This is a genomic window from Nocardia sp. NPDC055053 (assembly GCF_053608285.1).
The window spans coordinates 1-19,333 of the sequence record NZ_JBSGVD010000007.1; the positions used below are offsets into that span (position 1 = coordinate 1).

The 19,333-nt window shown below is 69.3% G+C and carries 14 protein-coding genes; 5 read left to right on the forward strand and 9 right to left on the reverse strand.

All coding sequences use genetic code 11. The features are described 5' to 3' along the window. Window positions 1–23 precede the first annotated feature (23 nt). Window positions 24–2,597 (reverse strand): ATP-dependent Clp protease ATP-binding subunit, encoded by a 2,574-nt coding sequence (locus ACWF82_RS09380; RefSeq protein WP_452499637.1) that lies wholly within the window; start codon window positions 2,595–2,597, stop codon window positions 24–26. A 312-nt stretch (window positions 2,598–2,909) separates the two neighbouring features. Between ACWF82_RS09380 and ACWF82_RS09385 the strand changes: the two genes are divergently transcribed. Next, a complete protein-coding gene (locus tag ACWF82_RS09385; RefSeq protein ID WP_452499639.1) occupies window positions 2,910–4,976 on the forward strand; it encodes an AMP-binding protein in 2,067 nt (688 codons plus the stop codon). On the opposite strand, the gene ACWF82_RS09390 is transcribed toward ACWF82_RS09385, so the two are convergent. The 4 genes from ACWF82_RS09390 to pruA all read right to left on the reverse strand — a co-directional run bounded on the left by ACWF82_RS09390 (window position 4,959) and on the right by pruA (window position 9,812). Continuing rightward, entirely contained in the window at window positions 4,959–5,585 is a 627-nt protein-coding gene (locus tag ACWF82_RS09390; RefSeq protein ID WP_452499641.1) for a TetR/AcrR family transcriptional regulator, read from the reverse strand. The two genes, ACWF82_RS09385 and ACWF82_RS09390, sit on opposite strands and share 18 nt — an antisense overlap. Window positions 5,586–5,619: 34 nt before the next feature. After that, window positions 5,620–7,047 carry an amino acid permease gene (locus tag ACWF82_RS09395; RefSeq protein WP_452499643.1) on the reverse strand — a complete coding sequence of 476 codons (1,428 nt, stop codon included), beginning with the start codon at window positions 7,045–7,047 and terminating at the stop codon, window positions 5,620–5,622. 150 nt (window positions 7,048–7,197) lie between these two features. After that, window positions 7,198–8,160 (reverse strand): proline dehydrogenase family protein, encoded by a 963-nt coding sequence (locus ACWF82_RS09400; protein WP_452499644.1) that lies wholly within the window; start codon window positions 8,158–8,160, stop codon window positions 7,198–7,200. Next, window positions 8,160–9,812, reverse strand: a complete 1,653-nt coding sequence (gene pruA / locus ACWF82_RS09405) for an L-glutamate gamma-semialdehyde dehydrogenase (protein ID WP_452499646.1) — start codon at window positions 9,810–9,812, stop codon at window positions 8,160–8,162. Before pruA ends, ACWF82_RS09400 begins: the two co-directional genes overlap by 1 nt. 134 nt (window positions 9,813–9,946) lie before the next feature. Here pruA and ACWF82_RS09410 point away from each other — a divergent pair, with 134 nt between their 5' ends. Next, window positions 9,947–11,569, forward strand: a complete 1,623-nt coding sequence (locus ACWF82_RS09410; protein WP_452499648.1) for a PucR family transcriptional regulator — start codon at window positions 9,947–9,949, stop codon at window positions 11,567–11,569. A 172-nt stretch (window positions 11,570–11,741) separates the two neighbouring features. Continuing rightward, window positions 11,742–13,691 carry an alkyl/aryl-sulfatase gene (locus ACWF82_RS09415; RefSeq protein ID WP_452500041.1) on the forward strand — a complete coding sequence of 650 codons (1,950 nt, stop codon included), beginning with the start codon at window positions 11,742–11,744 and terminating at the stop codon, window positions 13,689–13,691. 3 nt (window positions 13,692–13,694) lie between these two features. Here the strand turns inward: ACWF82_RS09415 and ACWF82_RS09420 are convergent, their stop codons facing one another. Both ACWF82_RS09420 and ACWF82_RS09425 read right to left on the reverse strand, forming a co-directional pair. After that, the gene (locus ACWF82_RS09420) at window positions 13,695–14,057 is read right to left on the reverse strand and encodes a cupin domain-containing protein (protein ID WP_452499650.1); all 363 of its coding nucleotides are present in this window, start codon (window positions 14,055–14,057) and stop codon (window positions 13,695–13,697) included. Between the two features lie 179 nt (window positions 14,058–14,236). Beyond that, window positions 14,237–15,040: a VOC family protein gene (locus ACWF82_RS09425; RefSeq protein ID WP_452499652.1), complete on the reverse strand. Its 804-nt coding sequence runs from the start codon at window positions 15,038–15,040 to the stop codon at window positions 14,237–14,239. A gap of 258 nt (window positions 15,041–15,298) precedes the next feature. On the opposite strand from ACWF82_RS09425, the gene ACWF82_RS09430 reads away from it, so the two are divergent. Then, entirely contained in the window at window positions 15,299–17,338 is a 2,040-nt protein-coding gene (locus ACWF82_RS09430; RefSeq protein WP_452499654.1) for a CocE/NonD family hydrolase, read from the forward strand. Between the two features lie 120 nt (window positions 17,339–17,458). Then, a complete protein-coding gene (locus ACWF82_RS09435; RefSeq protein ID WP_452500042.1) occupies window positions 17,459–17,941 on the forward strand; it encodes a gluconokinase in 483 nt (160 codons plus the stop codon). Here the strand turns inward: ACWF82_RS09435 and ACWF82_RS09440 are convergent. Next, window positions 17,932–18,678, reverse strand: a complete 747-nt coding sequence (locus ACWF82_RS09440; protein WP_452499656.1) for a M50 family metallopeptidase — start codon at window positions 18,676–18,678, stop codon at window positions 17,932–17,934. The two genes, ACWF82_RS09435 and ACWF82_RS09440, sit on opposite strands and share 10 nt — an antisense overlap. A 9-nt stretch (window positions 18,679–18,687) precedes the next feature. Next, complete coding sequence (locus ACWF82_RS09445) at window positions 18,688–19,293, reverse strand: pyridoxamine 5'-phosphate oxidase family protein (protein WP_452499658.1); 606 nt, start codon at window positions 19,291–19,293, stop codon at window positions 18,688–18,690. Between the last annotated feature and the right edge of the window lie 40 nt (window positions 19,294–19,333).

Sequence of the window (19,333 nt, forward strand, 5' to 3'; positions counted from 1 at the left end):
GACCGGGCCACCGCCGTCGGTGCCTACTTCTTCGACGAGGCGAGCTTCTTGTCCTCGCCCTTCTTCGCCGGCTTCTTCTTCGAGTGCGACTTCGGTTCGGCGCCATTGGTATGGGCGCCACCGGTCGACGCGACGGCGGTGACGACCAGATCGTCGTCCGCGGTGTCGACATTCACCGTCGCTCCCGGTTCCAGACCGCCGTCGAGCAGCAGCCGCGAGATCCGGTTGTCGAGTTCCTTCTGCACTGTGCGGCGCAACGGCCGGGCGCCGAACTCCGGCTGGAAACCCCGGTCGCCCAGCCAATCCACCGCCGACTCGCTGATGTCGAGCTCGATGTCCTGGGCGGCGAGCATGCGCCGGGTCTTGTCCAGGATCAGGTTCACGATCCGTTCCAGCTGCGACTTGTCGAGCCGGTGGAACACCACCGTCTCGTCGATGCGGTTGAGGAACTCCGGCCGGAAATGCTGCTGCAGCCGTTCCATCAGCTGCGGTGTGATCGCATCCAGATCGCCCTCCGGGGCCTTCAAGATCAGGTCCGAGCCGATGTTGGAGGTCATGATGACGATCGTGTTCTTGAAATCGACGGTGCGGCCCTTGGAATCGGTGACCCGGCCGTCGTCGAGCAACTGCAACAGCACGTTGAACACATCCGGGTGGGCCTTCTCGACCTCGTCGAACAGGATCACCGAGTACGGCTGCCTGCGCACCTTGTCGGTGAGCTGCGCCGCGTCGTCGTAGCCGACATATCCGGGCGGTGCGCCGACGAGGCGGGACACCGTGTGCTTCTCCTGGAACTCGCTCATGTCGAAGCGGATGAGCCGGTCCTCGTCGCCGAAGACGGCCTCGGCCAGGGCTTTCGCGAGTTCGGTCTTGCCGACACCGGTCGGTCCGAGGAACAGGAACGAGCCGATCGGCCGGTTCGGATCCTTGAGCCCGGCCCTGGCGCGGCGCACCGCCTCGGCCACCGCGACGATCGCCTCGTCCTGCCCGATCACCCGCTTGTGCAGCACGTCCTCGAGCTGGAGCAGGCGCTGCTTCTCCTCGGCGGTGAGATCCGCGACGGGAATACCGGTCTGCCGGGAGATCACCTCGGCGATGTCGACGACCTCGACCTCGGGCTCACCCGCCCGCATGCCGGATTCCTCGAGTTCTTCCTCCTTGGCCGCGATATCGGCCTTGATCGCGGTGGCCTTCTCGTAGTCCTCGTTGTCGACCGCGGCGTCCTTCTCCCGGTACAGCCGCGCGATCTCCTCGTCCTTGGCCTTCGCCGCCGGATCGGGCGTGCCCGAACGCAGCCGCACCCTGGCACCGGCCTGATCGATCAGATCGATCGCCTTGTCGGGCATGAACCGATCGGTGATGTAGCGATCCGAGAGCTGGGCCGCCGCGATCAGCGACTCGTCGGAGTAGCGCACCTGATGGTGCTCCTCGTAGACATCGGCCAGCCCACGCAGGATCTCGATGGTGTCCTCCACCGAGGGCTCCGAGACCATCACCGGCTGGAACCGGCGCTCGAGCGCTGCGTCCTTCTCGATGTACTTGCGGTACTCGTCGATCGTGGTCGCTCCGACGACATGCAGTTCACCGCGGGCGAGCGCGGGCTTGAGCAGGTTGCCCGCGTCCATCGAGCCCTCGCCGCCGCCACCGGCGCCGACGATGGTGTGCAGCTCGTCGATGAAGACGATCAGTTCGTCCTTGTGCGCGCGGACCTCGTCGAGGATCTTGGTCAGCCGCTCCTCGAACTCGCCGCGATACTTGCTGCCCGCGACCAGCGTGCCGACGTCGAGCGCGATGACGCGGCGGTCGGCGAGGGTGGACGGCACGTCGTTGTTGACGATCCGCTGCGCCAGCCCCTCCACGATCGCGGTCTTGCCGACACCGGGGTCACCGATCAGCACGGGATTGTTCTTGCGCCGCCGGGACAGGATCTCGATCGTCTGCTCGATCTCCTCCGCCCGCCCGACGACCGGGTCGACGAGCCCCTCACGGGCCTCCGCGGTGAGATCGCGGCCGTATTCGTCCAGGGTGGGGGTGTCGGTCTGCTGCCGGCGCTTGGCCGGGGCGCCGGTGGTCGCCGGGCCGGACGTGTTGCCGCTCTGGGTGGCGGCGATGCCCGCCATCAGCGCCTGGGCCGCCGCGGAGTCGGGGAGCGAGGCGATGCCGAGCAGGACGTGCTCGGGGCCGATGTAGCTGCTGCCGGACTGCGCTGCCTGCCGCTGGGCGGCGCGCAGCGCCAGCTTGGTGCCGGGGCTGAGGGTGATGTCGGCGAGGTCGTCTTCGCTGGGCGAACCGGTGTCGAGGTATTCCTGCATCTGCTCGGCAACCTGGTCGGGGTCGAGGCTGAGCTCGGCGACGATGCTGCGGCCCGGCTCGGCTTCGGTGGCGGCGTAGAGCAGATGCTCGGGCGTGATCTCGGGATTGCCCCACTCCTGGGCGGCCTCGCGCGCCGAGCCGATCAGCAATTTGGCGTTGTCGGTCATGAGTCTGCCCAGGTCGATGCGCTGCACGGGTGGCTTCGCCGACATTCCTGAGCCGAAGAATCGCTGGAAGATGTCATCGAAAGAGTTCATCGAACTACCTGGCCAGCTCGCTGTCATGTCCACACCTCTTCGCTCGTCGTGCCGCTCTCGCGGCGACTCATGCAGATCGGGTCGGTACTGCCAGCAATACTTCGGCATCCCCGGGTGGGGTGCAAGCAATTGGAGAGTTTCACATCTGCGACGTCGTGAGGTGTGGCGCGCAAACCAAAGTCCGGCCGAAGCGGTCCCGAACCACCGGTTTTGTCTGATTCTTGATCGAGGAGCGGCACGGACGGGTAGCGTGACGACCCGCGCCACGGTATCGATCGCGGCGCCCATATTTGCCCGCCGACCGACTGGTCGAACAGGCCGACGGGAAGAGCACGGAGTTTGGTCAACGACGTCATCGATGTCAGCGCGGATTTCACGATCGCGCGGCAATCACTGTGGGATGTGCTGCTGGATCCGCAGAGCTATCCGCGGATGTTCACCGGCATCGGCGGTTGCGAACGGGTCGAGCGACCCGACGGGTCGGTGGTGTGGCAGGTGCGGGTCGGGTCGGCCGCGGCGGGGATCGAGACGCACGAGTTCGTCCTCGTGATCGGGCGCTGGTACGAGAGTTTCGAATTGCGCAGCCCGGCGCTGGGCAGCTTCGCCTCGGTCCGGTTGCGCGGCGACGAGCAGCGCACGCGCCTCGACATCACCCTGTTCGCCGCGGCCAGAGTGCACCCGCTGCTCGGTGAACGCGGCAACTCCACGGTCACCGACTGGGTGAAGGCGGGTCTGCGCCGCACCGCCGACGTCATTTCGGGCACCAGATCCTCGGTGGTGGTCAACGCCGAACGCTCGATGATCCGGCGCAATGCCGGGGTGGCACGCAGCATCGCGGCGACCGGGCTGATGCGTCCCGAACCCATCTCGATGATGAAACAGCTTCGCTCCCTGTCGAAGTGGGGTTTCAATCTGGCGGGCGGGTATGCCGCGGGCGCGGCGCACGCGCCGGATCGGCTCGCGCTGATCGACGCCAGGGGCACCCGCACCTTCGCCGAGGTCGACACCAGATCCACCGCGCTGGCGGGGGCGATGCACGCGCTGGGTCTGCGCGCGGGTGACGCCATCGGCCTGCTGTCGCGCAATCACGCGGGCATGGTCGAGACCATGGTCGCCGCGGGCAAACTCGGCGTCGACGTGGCGCTGCTCAATGCCGGACTGTCCGGGCGGCGGATCGAGGAGATCGTGCAGCGGCATCGGCTCAGCGCGGTCTTCGTCGACGGGCCGCTGGAAACGCTGATCCGCTACCTGCACAGCGACGTTCCGCGAATCACCACCGACGATCTGCCGCCGGACCCGGATCGCACGACGGTCGACGGCCTGATCGCGTCGGGAAACGACGACTTCCCGGTGCCCGCGCATCCCGGCAGGCTGATCGTGCTCACCTCGGGCACCAGCGGTTCGCCCAAGGGTGCGCGCCGTCCGCACGCCAAGGGCTTCGGCACGATCGCCGCGCTGCTCTCGCGGATTCCGCTGCGGGTCGAGGAGGTCCTGCTGATCCCGGCGCCGCTGTTCCACACCTGGGGCCTGGCCGGATTGCAGCTGAGCACCGCGCTGCGCGCCACCGTGGTGCTCACCGACGGCTTCGACGCCCTCGACTGCCTGCGGGCGATCGCCCAGCACCGGATCACCACCTTGATCGTGGTCCCGACCATGGTCGAACGCCTGCTCGACGTGCCGGGTGACGTGCGCGCGAGCTTCGACCTGTCGAGCCTGCGGCACGTCGTCAGCTGCGGCGCCCCACTGGCCGGAGCCACCGTGCTGCGCTTCCTCGACACCTTCGGTGACGTGCTCTACAACGTGTACGGCTCGACCGAGGTCTCCTGGGCCAGCGTCGCCACCCCCGACGACCTGCGCGTCTCGCCGACCACCGCGGGCCGCCCGCCGCTGGGCACCCGCGTGGCCGTGCTCGGTCCCGACCTGCGGCCGGTGCCGGTCGGCGCTACCGGGCACATCTTCGTCGCCAATCACATGCTCTTCGACGGCTACGTGAACGCGGCCCCGCCGGAGGAGGCCGACGGCATGCTCGACACCGGCGACCTCGGCTATCTCGACGCCGCGGGCCGGTTGTTCGTGGCGGGCCGCGACGACGAGATGATCATCTCCGGCGGCGAGAACGTCTTCCCGCGCCCCGTCGAGGAAGCCCTGGCGAACCTGCCGCAGATCACCGAGGTGGCCGTCGTCGGTGTCCCCGACCGGGAATTCGGTCAGCGGCTGGCCGCCTTCGTGGTGAAACGTGAAGGGGCCGGCCTGGATTCGGACATGGTGCGCACCTACATCCGCAACCGGCTCAGCCGCTTCTCGGTCCCGCGCGACGTGACGTTCCTCAACGCCCTGCCGCGCGGGGAGACCGGCAAGATCCTCAAGCGGGTGCTGGTGCGACCGGAATCAGCGCTGAGCGAGTAGCTGCCGCAACGCCCGCTCGATCGCCGTCGAGGCCTCGGCGCCGGACAGTCCGCGCCGGTCCTGCAAGTGGTGGCGCATCGGCCAGGCCAGCGTGCCGTCGACCAGGTCGAGCAGTGCCTCGTCGATCGTGCCGTCGGGCCGGGTCAGTTCGGGGGCGAACAACGCGGCCAGCACCGCGCGGATGCGTTCGTCGGTGCGCCGCATGCGCGCGTCGATCGCGGTGACCGACCGTGACTCCTGCAGACCGGGCAGGCGCGGCGTGCGCTGGAGCTCGAAGATCGCACCACTCTGCCGCACCGCGATCGCGATCCGCTCGGCCGGCGGCAGGCCGGGATCCGGCGTCACCAGGCACGCCTCCACCGTGGCGGACTGGTAGTCGGTCGCGGCGGCGAGCAGGGCATCGCGGTCGGCGAAGTGCACGAAGATGCTGCGCTCGGAAGTGCCTGCCCGAGAAGCGATCTCGCGGGTTGTCGGCGCGAAATCGCCCTCGGTGATCGCGGCCAGCAGACCCACGATGATGGCTTCGCGCGTCTTCGCCGGATCGCGGCGCCGCCGTGGCGGACGCGCCCCTGGCTCGTCCGCCGCTTCGACCTCGTGCCCAGACCTCATCGGCCCATCACAGCACAGACCGCCCCTGTCCCGCCTACTCGCTCGGCTGCGGCGCCGTCCGGTTCATCACCGAGTGCGTGCGCGAGTAGCCGAAGTAGACGACCAGACCCACCACCAGCCAGGCCAGGAACCGCAGCCACGTCTCCCACGGCAGCGAGTAGATGAGATAGGCCGAGAAGCCGATGCCGATCAGCGGGATCACCGGCATGAACGGCAGCCGGAACGAGCGCGGCGCGTCGGGCCTGGTGCGCCGCAAGACGATCACCGCGACGCACACCACGATGAAGGCCATCAGGATGCCGATATTGGTGAGCTCGGCGACGGTGTTGATCGGCAGCACACCGGCCAGGATCGCCGCGCCGACACCGACGATCCAGGTCACCCTGGTCGGCACCTTGCGGGTCGGGTGGGTCTTGGCGAACCACTCCGGCAGCAGCCCGTCACGGCTCATCGCGAACCACACCCTGGTGACGCCGAGCATGAAGGTGAGCACCACGGTGACGATGCCGACGATCGCGCCGACGGCGATGATGTTGGCGACGCCCGGCATCCCGACCGACTCGAACGCGGTGGAGAAGCCGCTGGTCGGGCTGATCTCGGTGTACTTCTGCATGCCGGTGAGCACGAGCGTGGCCAGCACGTAGAGCACCATCGCGATGGCCAGCGAGTAGATGATCGCCTTGGGCAGATGCTTGCGCCCGTCGATCGATTCCTCGGCCGCGGTACTCATCGCGTCATAGCCGAACACCGCGAAGAACACCGTCGCCGCACCCGTCCACACCGCACCGACGCCGAACGGGAAGTACGGGTCGTAGTTGGCGCTGTCGATGTGGAACACCCCGAGCACCACGATGAGCACCACCAGGGCGACCTTGATCCCGACCGCGATCGTCTCGAACCGGCCGACACTGCCGATCCCGCGCGAGAGCACCCACGCGGTGCCGAGGCAGAACAGCACCGCGAACAGGTCGACGACCCGCCCGTCTCCGGTGTCCGGCGCGCCGAGCATCCACTCCGGCAGGGTCAGCCCGACCTGGTCGAGCAGGAACCCGAAGTATCCGGACACACCGATGGCGACCACCGCCGCGACCGCGATGTATTCCAGCAGCAGATCCCAGCCGATGAACCACCCGGCCAGCTCGCCGAGCGAGACATAGCCGTAGGTGTAGGCCGAGCCCGCCTTGGGCACCATGCCGGCGAACTCGGCGTAACACAGCGCCGCCGCCGCGCTGGCCACACCGGCGATCAGGAACGAGATCAGCACCGCGGGCCCGGTCACCGAATGGGCGACCGATCCGGCCAGGGTGAAGATGCCCGCGCCGATGATGCCGCCGACGCCGATCGCGGTCAGCTGCCACAGCCCGAGCGACTTGGCGAGGCGTTCGTCGCCGGGGATCTCGTCCTCGACCTCGACGAGCGGTTTGCGGCGCAGCATCTGGGTCCGCAACTCTGCGAAAGACATTCGCGTTCCTTTCGTCGGCGCACACCGCCGCGTCGCGATGTACGCGCCGACCTCCACCGGGAGGCTCAGCCGAGTACACCGCCACGTCGGTCCCGCCGGCGCCGAGAGTGAATATTGTTCAGCGGCGGTGGCCGGATGGATACCTGGTCGTCACCCCCGCCCGCCGACGAGAGCGCGCAGGAAGAACCCCAGGTTGGCGGGCCTTTCGGCCAGTCTGCGCATGAAATACCCGTACCACTGGTCACCGTAGGGGACGTACACGCGAACGTGGTTGCCCGCGTCGGCGAGTCGCTGCTGTTCGTCGGCGCGGATGCCGTAGAGCATCTGGTACTCGTATTCCTCGGTCTTGCGCTGCGCCGACTGCACCGCGACCCCGGCCGCCGCGATCACCGCCGGGTCGTGCGAGGCGATCATCGGATAGCCCGAGCCCGCGGTCAAGATCGCCAGACAGCGCAGATACGACGCGTCGACCTCGGCCCGGTCACGGAAGGCCACCGACTCGGGTTCGTCATAGGCGCCCTTGCACAACCGGATTCGCGACGCAGGGTCGGCCAGCGCACGGCAGTCCTCCTCGGTGCGGCGCAGGTAGGCCTGCAGCACCGTGCCCAGCCAGGGGAAGTCGGCGCGCAGGTCGCGCACGATGGCCAAGGTCGAGTCGGTGGTGGTGTGGTTCTCGGCGTCGACGGTCACCCAGATGCCCGCGGCCTCGGCGGCGGTACAGATCTGGTGCGCGTGCCCGCGGGCGACCGCGTGCCCGTCACGCGGCAGCGCCTGGCCCAGTGCCGAGAGCTTGACCGAAACCTCCAGCGGCCGAACAGCTCCCGTCGCGACATCGGCCTGGGGGAGTCGGCCGAGCGCGGCGATCAGCGCGTGGTAATGCCCGACGGTGGCTTGCGCGCCTGCCAGGTCGGTGGTGTCCTCGCCGAGATAGTCGATGCTGACGAAACGGCCGGTGCGCAGCAGGGTTTCGGCCGCTCGCACCGCGTCGACCTCGGTGGTGCCCGCGACGAAGCGGGCGACCACATCCCGGCTGACCGGCAGCCGGGTGATGGTCTGTTCCAGCCGCGGCGAGCGGGCGGCGGCGAGCATGGCCGAACGCAACACCGCCGACATCAGCGGGTCTCCGTCTCGGGCGCCTGGTGCGGATAACGGTGGTCGGTGGGTGGGGTGAAGGTTTCCTTGATGGTGCGGGCCGAGGTCCAGCGCACCAGGTTCTGCGCCGAGCCCGCCTTGTCGTTGGTGCCCGAGGCGCGTCCGCCGCCGAACGGCTGCTGCCCGACGACCGCGCCGGAGGGTTTGTCGTTGATGTAGAAGTTGCCCGCGGCGAAGGTGAGCCGCTCGGTCGCCGCGGTGATCGCGGCGCGGTCCTCGGCGATGATCGAACCGGTCAGGCCGTAGGCGCTGCCGCGGTCGACGAGGTCCATGGCGTCGGTGAAACCGGCCGGGGTGCTGTCGTCGTAGACGTGCACCGCCAGGATCGGGCCGAAGTACTCGGTGTGGAAGATCTCGTCGGCGGGATCGTCACCGACGACGACGGTCGGTTCGACGAACCAGCCGACGCTGTCGTCGGCATGACCGCCCGCGACCACGGTCAGTCCCGGTGTCGCCTTTGCCCGCTCCAGCGCCGCGGTATTGCGGGCGAACGCGCGCCGATCGATCAGTGCCCCACCGAAATTCGTGAAATCGGTGACGTCGCCGTAGCGCAGCGCCGAGGTCTGCTCGATCAGGTCCTCCGACATCGCCGCCCACACCGAGCGGGGGACGAACGCGCGCGAGGCCGCCGAGCACTTCTGCCCCTGGTAGTCGAACGCGCCGCGCAGCAGCGCGGTGGTGAGCACCGCGGGATCGGCCGAGGAATGCGCGAGCACGAAGTCCTTGCCGCCGGTCTCGCCGACCAGTCGCGGATAGGTGCGGTACCGGTCGAGCCGCTGCGCCACCTCGCGCCACAGGTGCTGGAAGGTGGCCGTCGATCCGGTGAAGTGGACTCCGGCCAGTCGCGGATCGGCGAGCACCATGTCCGAGATCTCCGGGCCGGGTCCGTGCACCAGGTTGATCACCCCGGGCGGCAGACCGGCGGCCTCGAGCAGCCGCATGGTCAGGTAGGCGGCCACGGCCTGCGTTCGGGCCGGCTTCCACACCACCGTGTTGCCCATCAGCGCGGGCGCGGTGGGCAGATTGCCCGCGATGGCGGTGAAGTTGAACGGCGTGACCGCGTAGACGAACCCCTCCAGCGACCGGTACTGCATCCGGTTCCACACCCCGGGCGCCGACATCGGCTGCTCGGCGAGGATCTGGCGGGCGAAGGAGACATTGAACCGCCAGAAGTCGACGAGTTCACACGGCGCGTCGATCTCGGCCTGATACGCGGACTTGGACTGACCGAGCATGGTCGCCGCCGACAGCCTCTCCCGCCACGGACCGGCGAGCAGGTCGGCGGCCCGCAGGAAGATCGCGGCCCGATCGTCGAACGACATCGCCCGCCAGGCAGGGGCGGCGGCGGTGGCGGCCTCGACCGCGGCGGTGGCCTCGGCGGCGCGCGCATTGTGCAGGGTGCCGAGCACAGCGTCGTGCCGGTGCGGTTGGACCACGTCGAATTGCTGGCCGTCGCCACGCAGGTGGCGGCCGCCGATCACGTGGTGGATCTCGGTGGGCGTCGCGGACAGGTCGGTGAGCGCGGTCTGCAGGCGTGCGCGCTCCGGGGTTCCCGGGGCGAAGGTGCCGACCGGTTCGTTGACCGGCGGCGGAGTGGTCGCGATGGCGTCCATGAAGGCGGCTCCTGCGTCGTGGTGTGGTGCGGGATGTGACGTAGTCAACACCGATGCGCGGCGGGCATAATCGTCTGATCGGATGAAGAACCATCCCAGCCTTTGTCTGATCGGCTAAAGATCGGAGGTGTGCGATGCCGGACGGGGCCACCACGCTCGGCGAACTGCTCGCTGCGCTCGACCGCACTGTCGCCACCCTGGTCGACGCACCGGCGGGAGAGTCGGTGCCGGTCCGTTCGGTCGCCCTCGCCGAGACCGCCGATCTGCCCGAGCACCTCGAGACCGAGGGCCCGCTGCCGGAGATGTATCTGCTCGTCGGAGTCGACGCCGACGCCACCGAACGGTGGCTGCGCGAGGTCACCGCCCGCGATCCCGGCCAGCGGCCGCGCGTGCTGATGACCAAGAGCGCCGACGACTCGCCCGCGGTGCGCGCCGCGGCCGCCGACGCGGGCATCGCGCTGGTGCACCTGCATCGGCAGGCCCGCTGGGATCAGGTGTTCCCGCTGGTGCGCCGGATGCTGGCCCGCTCACCCGGCCAGCGCGCCGCCGCCGGCGACCACGACCTGCTCGCCCCCGATACCGACCTGTTCGGGCTGGCGCAGGTGGTCGCCAAGGAGACCGGCGGCATGGTGTCCATCGAGGACCCGCAGTCGCACGTGCTCGCCTACTCCGCCTCCGACGCCTCCGCCGACCAGTTGCGCATCCGGTCCATTCTCGGCAGGGAGGGTCCGAGCGACTACCTGCGGATCCTGCGCGAGTGGGGTGTGTTCGACCGGGTGCGGCGCAGCGACGAGGTCGTCGACGTGCCCGACCATCCCGAACTCGACATCCGCCGCCGCCTCGTGGTCGGCATCCGGCGCGGCACGCCGGCTCGCATGCTCGGCACCATCTGGCTGCAACAGGGCGACCAGCCGTTGCGTCCCGACGCGGCGCAGGTGCTGCGCGGCGCCTCGGCGGTCGCCGCGCGGATCATCGCCCGCGGCCTGGACGCCCCGTCGACCGAGGCGCTGCTGGTGCGCAGATTGTTCGGCGCGCACGGTGACGGGGTCGACGTGCCGTCGGTGGCCGCCGCGCTGAACCTGCCCGCCGCGGGTCCCGCCGCGGTGATCGGCATCGCGGCGATCGGGCCCGCCGCCGCACTGGCGGCATCGAGCGGACTGATTCGTCTGCACGCCAGTGCTTTCCGGGACGACTCGGTGACCGAGGCGATCGGCGACCGCGTCTACATCCTGCTGCCGTCCTACCATTCCGAACGCGGCGTCGGCTCCTGGGTGCGCCGTCTCGTCGCGCAGCTGGAGCAGGCGCGGGGCCTGGTGGTGCGGGCCGCCGTCGCCGCGCCCGTGGCCGGGCTGACCGCGGTCGCGGGCGCCCGCGCCGAGGTCGACCGGGTCCTGGACAGCCCGGCCGCCGCGACGGCGGGCGGCCGGGTCAGCACGCTGGCCGAAGCGCGGACCGCGGTGCTGCTGGCCGAGATCGTCGACCTCATCCGCGACCGTCCGCACCTGCACGATCCGCGCCTGGCCGCACTCGACGACTACGACCGCGAGCACGCCGCGGAGCTGCGCGTGTCGGTGCGGGCCTACCTGCGGGCACATGGTGAGGTGAGTGCGGCGGCGTCCGCCCTGCGCGTGCACCCGAACACCCTGCGCTACCGGTTGCGCCGGGTGGAAGCGGTGCTCGGTATCGATCTGGCCGATCCGGCGGACCGGCTGTTGCTGGAGATCCAGCTGGCCGCTGTCCCGATTGCTCAGCCGTAATTCAGCTATTGCAGTTATGCTGCAATAGCGGCACCCGTCGCACCGCCGGCGACGGCGGAAATGATCCCTGAGTGAGGTTGTAGTGGACGGTACGAACGCGGATCGGTTCGCAGTGTCGCGCCGCGGCGTGCTCGGTGTCGGAGCGGGTGCGGCCGCGGCGCTGGCGGTGGGCATGACGGTGAGCGGCTGCGGTGACGACGCCGCCGGAATCACGCCGTCGAAGACGCAGACCGACCCGGCGAAGGCGATCGCGGATGCCAATGCCGCGCTGGCCGACGCCCTGCCCTTCGGCGACACCGCCGACTTCGCCGACGCCGACCGTGGCTGGATCGCCTCCCTCGAACCCGGCACGGTGACCGATGCGTCGGGAAAGGTGGTGTGGGACACCGATTCCTACGGCTTCCTGGCCGGATCCTGCCCGCAGTCGGTGAATCCGAGCCTGTGGCGCCAAGCCCAGCTCACCGTGAAGCAGGGCCTCTACGAGATCGCGCCGGGGTTCTATCAGGTCCGCGGCCTCGACATTTCGAACATGACGCTGATCGAAGGCGACACCGGCGTGATCGTCATCGACCCGCTCGTCTCCGCCGAAACCGCGGCCGCCGGTCTGGCCCTCTACCGCAAGCACCGCGGAGACCGGCCGGTCACCGGCCTGATCTACTCGCACTCCCACGTCGATCACTTCGGCGGCAGCTACGGGGTCATCACGCCGCAAGACGTCGCGGCCGGCCGGTGCCCGGTGATCGCGCCGTCGGGGTTCCTCGAGCATGCCGTCGCCGAGAACGTCTACACCGGCACCGCGATGGCGCGCCGCGCCGCCTACATGTACGGCGCCGCCCTGCCGCGCGGACCGAAGGGGCAGGTGGGCGCCGGTCTCGGTCAGACCACGTCGACCGGAACGATCAGCCTCATTCCACCCACTCGCGACGTCACCCGCACCGATCAGGAGGAGATCGTCGACGGCGTGCGGATGGTCTTCCAGCTGACCCCGGGCACCGAAGCGCCGTCGGAGATGAACTTCTACTTCCCCGACCGCCGCATCCTCTGCATGGCCGAGAACGCGACGCACACCATGCACAACATCGTGACCCTGCGCGGTGCGCTGGTTCGCGATCCGCACGTGTGGGCGAAGTACCTCACCGACTCGATCAACCGCTACGGCCGCCGGTCGGATCTGGTGTTCTCGTCGCATCACTGGCCGATCTGGGGCACGGACCGGATCGTCGAATTCCTCTCGCTCCAGCGCGACATGTACGCCTATCTCAACGATCAGACGCTGCGGCTGCTGAACCAGGGTTACGTCGGCGCGGAGATCGCGGAGATGATCACGATGCCGCCCGCCATCACGGCGTCATGGTCGACGCAGGGCTACTACGGGTCGGTCAGCCACAATGTGAAGGCCGTCTACCAGCGGTACATGGGCTGGTTCGACGGCAATCCCGCCCACCTCTGGGAGCATCCCCCGGTCGAGAACGCCCGCAGGCACGTCGAAGCGATGGGTGGCGCCGCCGCGGTGCTCGCGCACGCGCAGCGGGCCTACGACGCCGCCGACTTCCGCTGGGTGGTGCAACTGGTCAACTACGTCATCTTCGCCGACCCGGCCAACGACACCGCGAAAGCCTTGCAGGCCAGTGCTTTCGAGCAGCTGGCCTATGGTGCGGAGAATGCCACCTGGCGCAACTTCTACCTCAGCGGCGCCCACGAGCTGCGGCACGGTTCCTTCGGCACCCCGACCGCAGGGAACTCCGCCTCGCTGGCCGCGGCCTTGAGCGTGGAACAGGTGTTCGACGCGATGTCGCTGCGCATCGACGGACCGAAGGCCTGGGACGTCCGGATGACCACCGACTGGCGGATCAGCGACGAGGGCGGCCGGGTTCACCGCGTCGAACTGCGCAACGGTGTGCTGGTGCACTACGACCGGTTCCCCGGGGACGAGCTGCCAGCGGCGCAGGCGACCGTGACTCTCACCCGGCCGGTACTGATCCGCGGCCTGGTCGGCGGCGGCGATCTGAAGAAGGCCGTGATGAGCGGGGACATCGTCATCGACGGTGACGCCACCGTGCTCGCGAAACTGCCCGGCCTGGTCGACAAGCCGGACCCGGACTTCGCGATCGTGACGCCGTAAGGACTAACGCTTGGCGTAGTCGGCGACACCCTGCCAGTCGAGCATCACGCAGGGTTCGTCGCCCACCACCCAGGCGTCGTGGCCGGGCGGTACCACCATGAAATCGCCGGGGCCGAATTCCTGCTGTTCGCCGTCGTCCATGACCACCATCAGTTTCCCGGACACGAGGTAGCCCATGTGCGGCGCCTGGCAGCTGTCGGTCTGGGCGATCGGCTTGACGTGCTCGGACCAGCGCCAGCCGGGTTCGAACAACGCCCGGCCCACCGGGCCACTGTCGAGGTTGACCAGATCGAGCCTGCCTTTGTCCTGCTCGAAGGGCCGGGTCTCCTCTGGGGCATCGAAATTCTTGCGGATCATGGCGGACATGACGTTCTCCTGGTCGTCCTGAGGGGCCGTCGTGTCGTGGTCCACCAGGGGCGCGTCAGCGCGCTCGGCCCGCGACGGCAGCCACCGCACAGTCAATGGTTCGCCGGTGGCCGACCATGCGCAAGAGTCGCGGGGGGCACGCGCCGCGCGGTGTCGCGGCGCATGCCCCTGACGCGTCGTCAGGCTCTACCGGTAGGCACCTCGCCCACGGCCTTCGCCGGATCGATGACACCGAAGACCTCGCCCTGTGGCGCCTGCAGAATGCCCATCCGGCCGAACGGGCTGTCGTCGGGGCCCATGATCACCGAGGCGCCCAGATCGGTGGCCTTGGCCAGGGTGCCGTCGGCATCGTCGACCTGGATCCAGGTGAGCCAGTAGGTCGGGGTGCCGAGTGCGGACGCGTCCATCATGCCGCCGACGCCGTCGGTCTGGCCGGGGAGCGCGAACGTGGAGTAGGTGAAGCTCTCGCCGTCACCGATTTCGGTGTAGTGCCAGCCGAATACGGTGTTGTAGAAGTCGTGCGCCTGGTCGTAGCCGGAGGTGTGCAGCTCGTTCCAGCAGTAGGCACCGTGCTGGTTGTAGACCTCGGCGCCGTTGTGCGCCTTGGCTTCCCAGACACCGAACACGCCGCCGGTCGGATCGGAGCCGATGAACATGCGGCCCACATCGAGGACGTCGAAGGGCGGCATGAACACCTGTCCGCCTGCCTCGGCGACCTTGTCGGCGATCTCGTCGGCGCGCTCGGCCGCGAAGTAGGTGGTCCACGCCGACGGCATCGGCATGCCGTCGGGTTTCGGGCCGATGCCCGCGGCGGGCTTACCGTCGAGCATGGCCATCAGGTAGCCCCCCGCGTCGGCGGATCCGTCCTGGATGTCCCAGCCGAACAGGGCACTGTAGAAGTCACGGGCGGCGGTGGGATCGTCGACCTGACAGTCGATCCAGCAGGGCGTGCCCTGCGGCCAAGCTTGGTCACGTGTCGGCATTGTCGAACGTCCTCCTCGGCGATGGATGGAAGCCGGCCGGAACCGCGCCGGCATGTGCCCAGTCAACCACCAGCTACCGACACCCCGCGAGCGTCCGCACGCAACCCGGCAGCCCGCTGAACTGGAACAACGCGTGTTCACTGAGACATTCCGAGCTGGCCGAGGCTCAGCGATTCAGGTCATCACCGCTGTTACAGTTTCCGCGCCGATCGTGCGGTGGCTAGGTCAACGGGAAACGAACCGGTCGGGAGCGACACTATGGCGGTTAGAGGTTCCGAACGCGGGCTCGTCCGGATGCTGGTGACGATCCTCGCGCTGATAGTCGTGCTCGGATGTGGCGGCGGACCGGCGGCGGGACAACCCGCCGACGCGCCCGCCGCGCGCTGGACGGCCCTACACGACGGGCCGGGCGCCTACCCGGAGGTCCGGGTGGAGCGCGGCGTCGAGATCACCATGAGCGACGGCGTCGTCCTGAAGGCCGACGTCTACCGACCCGCGGACGCGGCGGGGGTGATCGAGCAGAAGCCGCTGCCGACGATCGTCAGTCTCACGCCGTACTCGAAACTGATGACCGGCCTGATCGAACAGGCCGCCGCGATCCCCGGCCTGCAGGCCACCGCCGTCGACATCGTGCGCAGGCTGAACCTGTCGGCCACCCCGATCAGCGGTTTCGGCGATCTGATGCAGGCACTCGACGGCGGCATGATCCAGACGATGCTCGGCGTCGACCGCAAACTCATCGGCGGCGGATACGCCGTTGTCGTCGCCGATGTGCGCGGAACGGGTCTGTCCCAGGGCAAATGGAACACCCTCGGCGCCCGCGAGCAGCTCGACACCCGCGAGGTGATCGACTGGGCGGCGCAGCAGCCGTGGTCGAACGGGCGTATCGGCATGAGCGGCGGCTCCTACTCCGGCATCAACCAGCTGCGCGCCGCGGAGAACGCGCCCGCCGCACTGCAGGCGATCTTCCCGGTGGAGCCGGGTAGCGACCTGATGCGCGATGTGGTCGCGCCGGGCGGCGGCGTCGGCACCACCTTCCTGCCGATGTGGCTGAACTCGGTGAACCAGCTCAAGTTCGTCCCCGATGTCGCCTCGATGGCCGAAGGCACGTTCGACTGGACCTGGTTCCGCGACCGGCTCGCCGACCCGACGACCAACTTCGACCTGCTCGCCCAGGCCCTGCTCACCCCGTCGCTGTCGAACATGCCGCCGGCGCTCGACGGCGCGCTCGACGACACCTCGGCCTTCCGCGAGGCGATCATGGGGCATCCGGAAAAGGTGACCGTGCCGACCTTCGTCTACGGCGGCTGGCACGACATCTTCGCCAACAGCGCGACCAAACTCTACGAGCAGCTGCCCCTGCCCGCGGGGCACAAACAGCTCGTCGTCGGCGACACCTATCACGCCAATCCCGGTGCGGGAACGGGTGTTCCGGGCGCGCCGCCGCGGCTGGACGTGCTGCAGCGCGCCTGGTTCGACAAGTGGCTCAAGGACATCGACAGCGGCGTCGACGACTTCGGCCCCGTCACTGTCAAGCAGCAGGGCGGCAGCTGGATCACGCTGCCGGAGTTCCCGATGCCCGGTGTCACGCATCGTCGCGTCTACCTGTCCGCCGCGCCCAGCGGCAGCACCGAGGACAGCCTGCACGACGGCTCGCTCAGCGCGACCGGGCCCGCCTCCGCCGAGAACCTCACCGTCGCACCAGGTCTGAGCAACATGTGTTCGCGGGACGCGGCGCAGGGGTCGGCCGGGATGGCGGCGGCGCTGGACACCTGCGCGAAGGATTCCCGGATCGCCGAACGGAACGCGCTCACCTTCACCAGTGCGCCGCTGACCGAGCAGACGGTGATCTCGGGCCCGATCAATGTGCGGCTCAACACCGTCCACGATTCCACCGACGGTTTCTGGAACGTCACCGTCAACGATGTCGCGCCCGACGGCACCTCGACCGTGCTGACCACCGGTCAGCTGACGACGTCCATGCGGGCCATCGACGAACGGCGCAGCGCACGCTCTGTCAACGGCGATCTCACCGCCCCGTTCAACCCGCTCACCCTCGACCGGATGCTGCCCGTGGTCCCCGGCGCGCCCACCGCGATCGATGTCGCCATCATCCCGACCCAGGCCGTGCTGGCGCCAGGACACCGGCTGCGCATCGACGTCTTCGCGGGCAACGCGCCCAAGGCGCTGCCGTTCCGCCCGATGCTGAACGCGACCGGACTCGAACCCCAGCACCTGCGTCTCGACCCGGCCGACCCGAGCTTCGTCAACCTGCCCACCGACCGCCCGATTCCCTGACCGGCATCGGATCCGGGCCCGATTCGGCGTTTCCCGGACTCACCGCCCGCGCGGTATGTGAGCCTGGAGACCCGTGGTCCGGACGAGGAGGTCGATGTGGTGCAACCCGTCATCGTGGTGATGGGCGTCTCCGGGTGCGGCAAGACGACGGTGGGCGCACTGACTGCCGCGCGGCTCGACGTGCCCTATGCCGAAGGCGACGACTTCCACCCGATCGAGAACATCGAGAAGATGGCGGCGGGCATCCCGCTCACCGACGAGGACCGGTGGCCGTGGCTCGACACGGTCGCCGCCTGGCTCGGCGGGCACCAGGAGTCCGGCGGCGTCGCCGCGTGCTCGGCGTTGCGGCGCTCCTACCGTGACCGGCTGCGCCAGGGCGCGCCGAACGCGTACTTCGTGCATCTGGCCGCCACCAGGGCGGAGCTGCTGCGCCGGATGACCGGCAGGCTCGGCCACTTCATGCCGACGATCCTGCTGGACTCCCAGCTGGAGACGCTGGAACCGCTGGAACCCGACGAGGCGGGCGTGACCCTCAACGCGCTCGCGCCGCCGACCGTGCTGGTGACCGAGGCGGTCGACGCCTGGCGGGCCGCTCACCGCTGAAGCAGCGGATGCAACTGCTCGACCGGCGCCAGCAGCAGCCCGCCGCCGACGACCAGCGCCGCCAGGCACAGCGCGGTGAACACCAGCACCCACAGCAGCGCGGGCAGGTGGGTCAGCCGGGCCAGCTGATCGGCATCGGAATCGGTGCGCCCCGGCTGCCTGCGGCGGCTGCGCTGCAGTTCGATGACCGGCCGGACCGCGGCGGCCAGCAGGAACCACGCGGCCAGATAGGCGAAACCCGCCTGCAGTAGATCGGTGCCGAACCAGGACACGCCGAACACCAGGGCGCCGAGCACCGCGACGGTGAGCAGGCCGTAGATATTGCGCACCTTGACCAGCACCGCGGCCAGCATGAGCAGCGTCGCCCACAGCATCAGCGTCACCCGGCCGGTCCCGAGCAGCGCCGCGTACCCGAGCCCCAGCGCCGCCGGTGCCGGATAGCCCGCGGCCGCGGTGAGGCTCATGCCGGGACCGGTGGGCTTACCGCTGGACACGGTGAGCCCCGAGGTGTCGGTGTGCAGCGTGATCGCGTGCAGCCTGCGCCCGGTGAGCAGGGCCACCAGCGCGTGCCCACCCTCGTGGACCACGGTCACCGCCGCCCTGGTGAGCCGCCACAGCGGCCGGTAGCCGACCAGCACGAGTGCCACCGCGGCGGTGACGAGCACCAGCCACCATTCGGGCGCGGGTTGGGTGGCGAGGAGACGATCGAGCAGCGAGCTGGCGGATCCGGTGTTCACCGCCGCACTTTAGCTGTCCACGGCGTCGGGCGTGCGCTCGCGCGAGACCTGCGACGGGAGCGGATGATCGGGCTCGAGGGCGGGCAGGCCGTCGATGCTGACGGAGTTGTCGCCCGCGATGCGGCGGGCGAAGTCCGCGTCGGTGCGGCGCGTGTGCGCCTCGTCGAGAATCGAGCGTTCCTCGACGAGCTCGAGGTAGGGGACCGACCAGCCGCACGAGTCGGCGACGCGGTCCACCGAGACCGCGACGACCGCGCGGATGCCGGTGTGCCCGGTACCGAAATGATTACGCAGCGTGGCGAATTCGGCCGAGTCGGGACGGACGACGCGGCCGGTGCCGAACAGGCGCAGGATGCGGGCGGTCCGGGTGAACGAGCAGAACATCACGGTGATCCGGCCGTTGTCGCGCAGGTGCGCGATGGTTTCCGAGCCGCTGCCGAAAAGGTCGAGGTAGGCGACCGTATGGTCGTCGATCACGGCGAAGGTGTCGCGATACCCCTTCGGGGAGACGTTGACGTGGCCGCCTTCCGACGGCGCGGTGCCGACGAAGAACATCGGCTGTTCGGCGATGAAGGTCCGCAACTTGTCGTCGATCCGGTCGAACACCTTGGCCATTGCGCACTCCCTCGTCCCGCCAGTCGGCGGGTTTCCCACT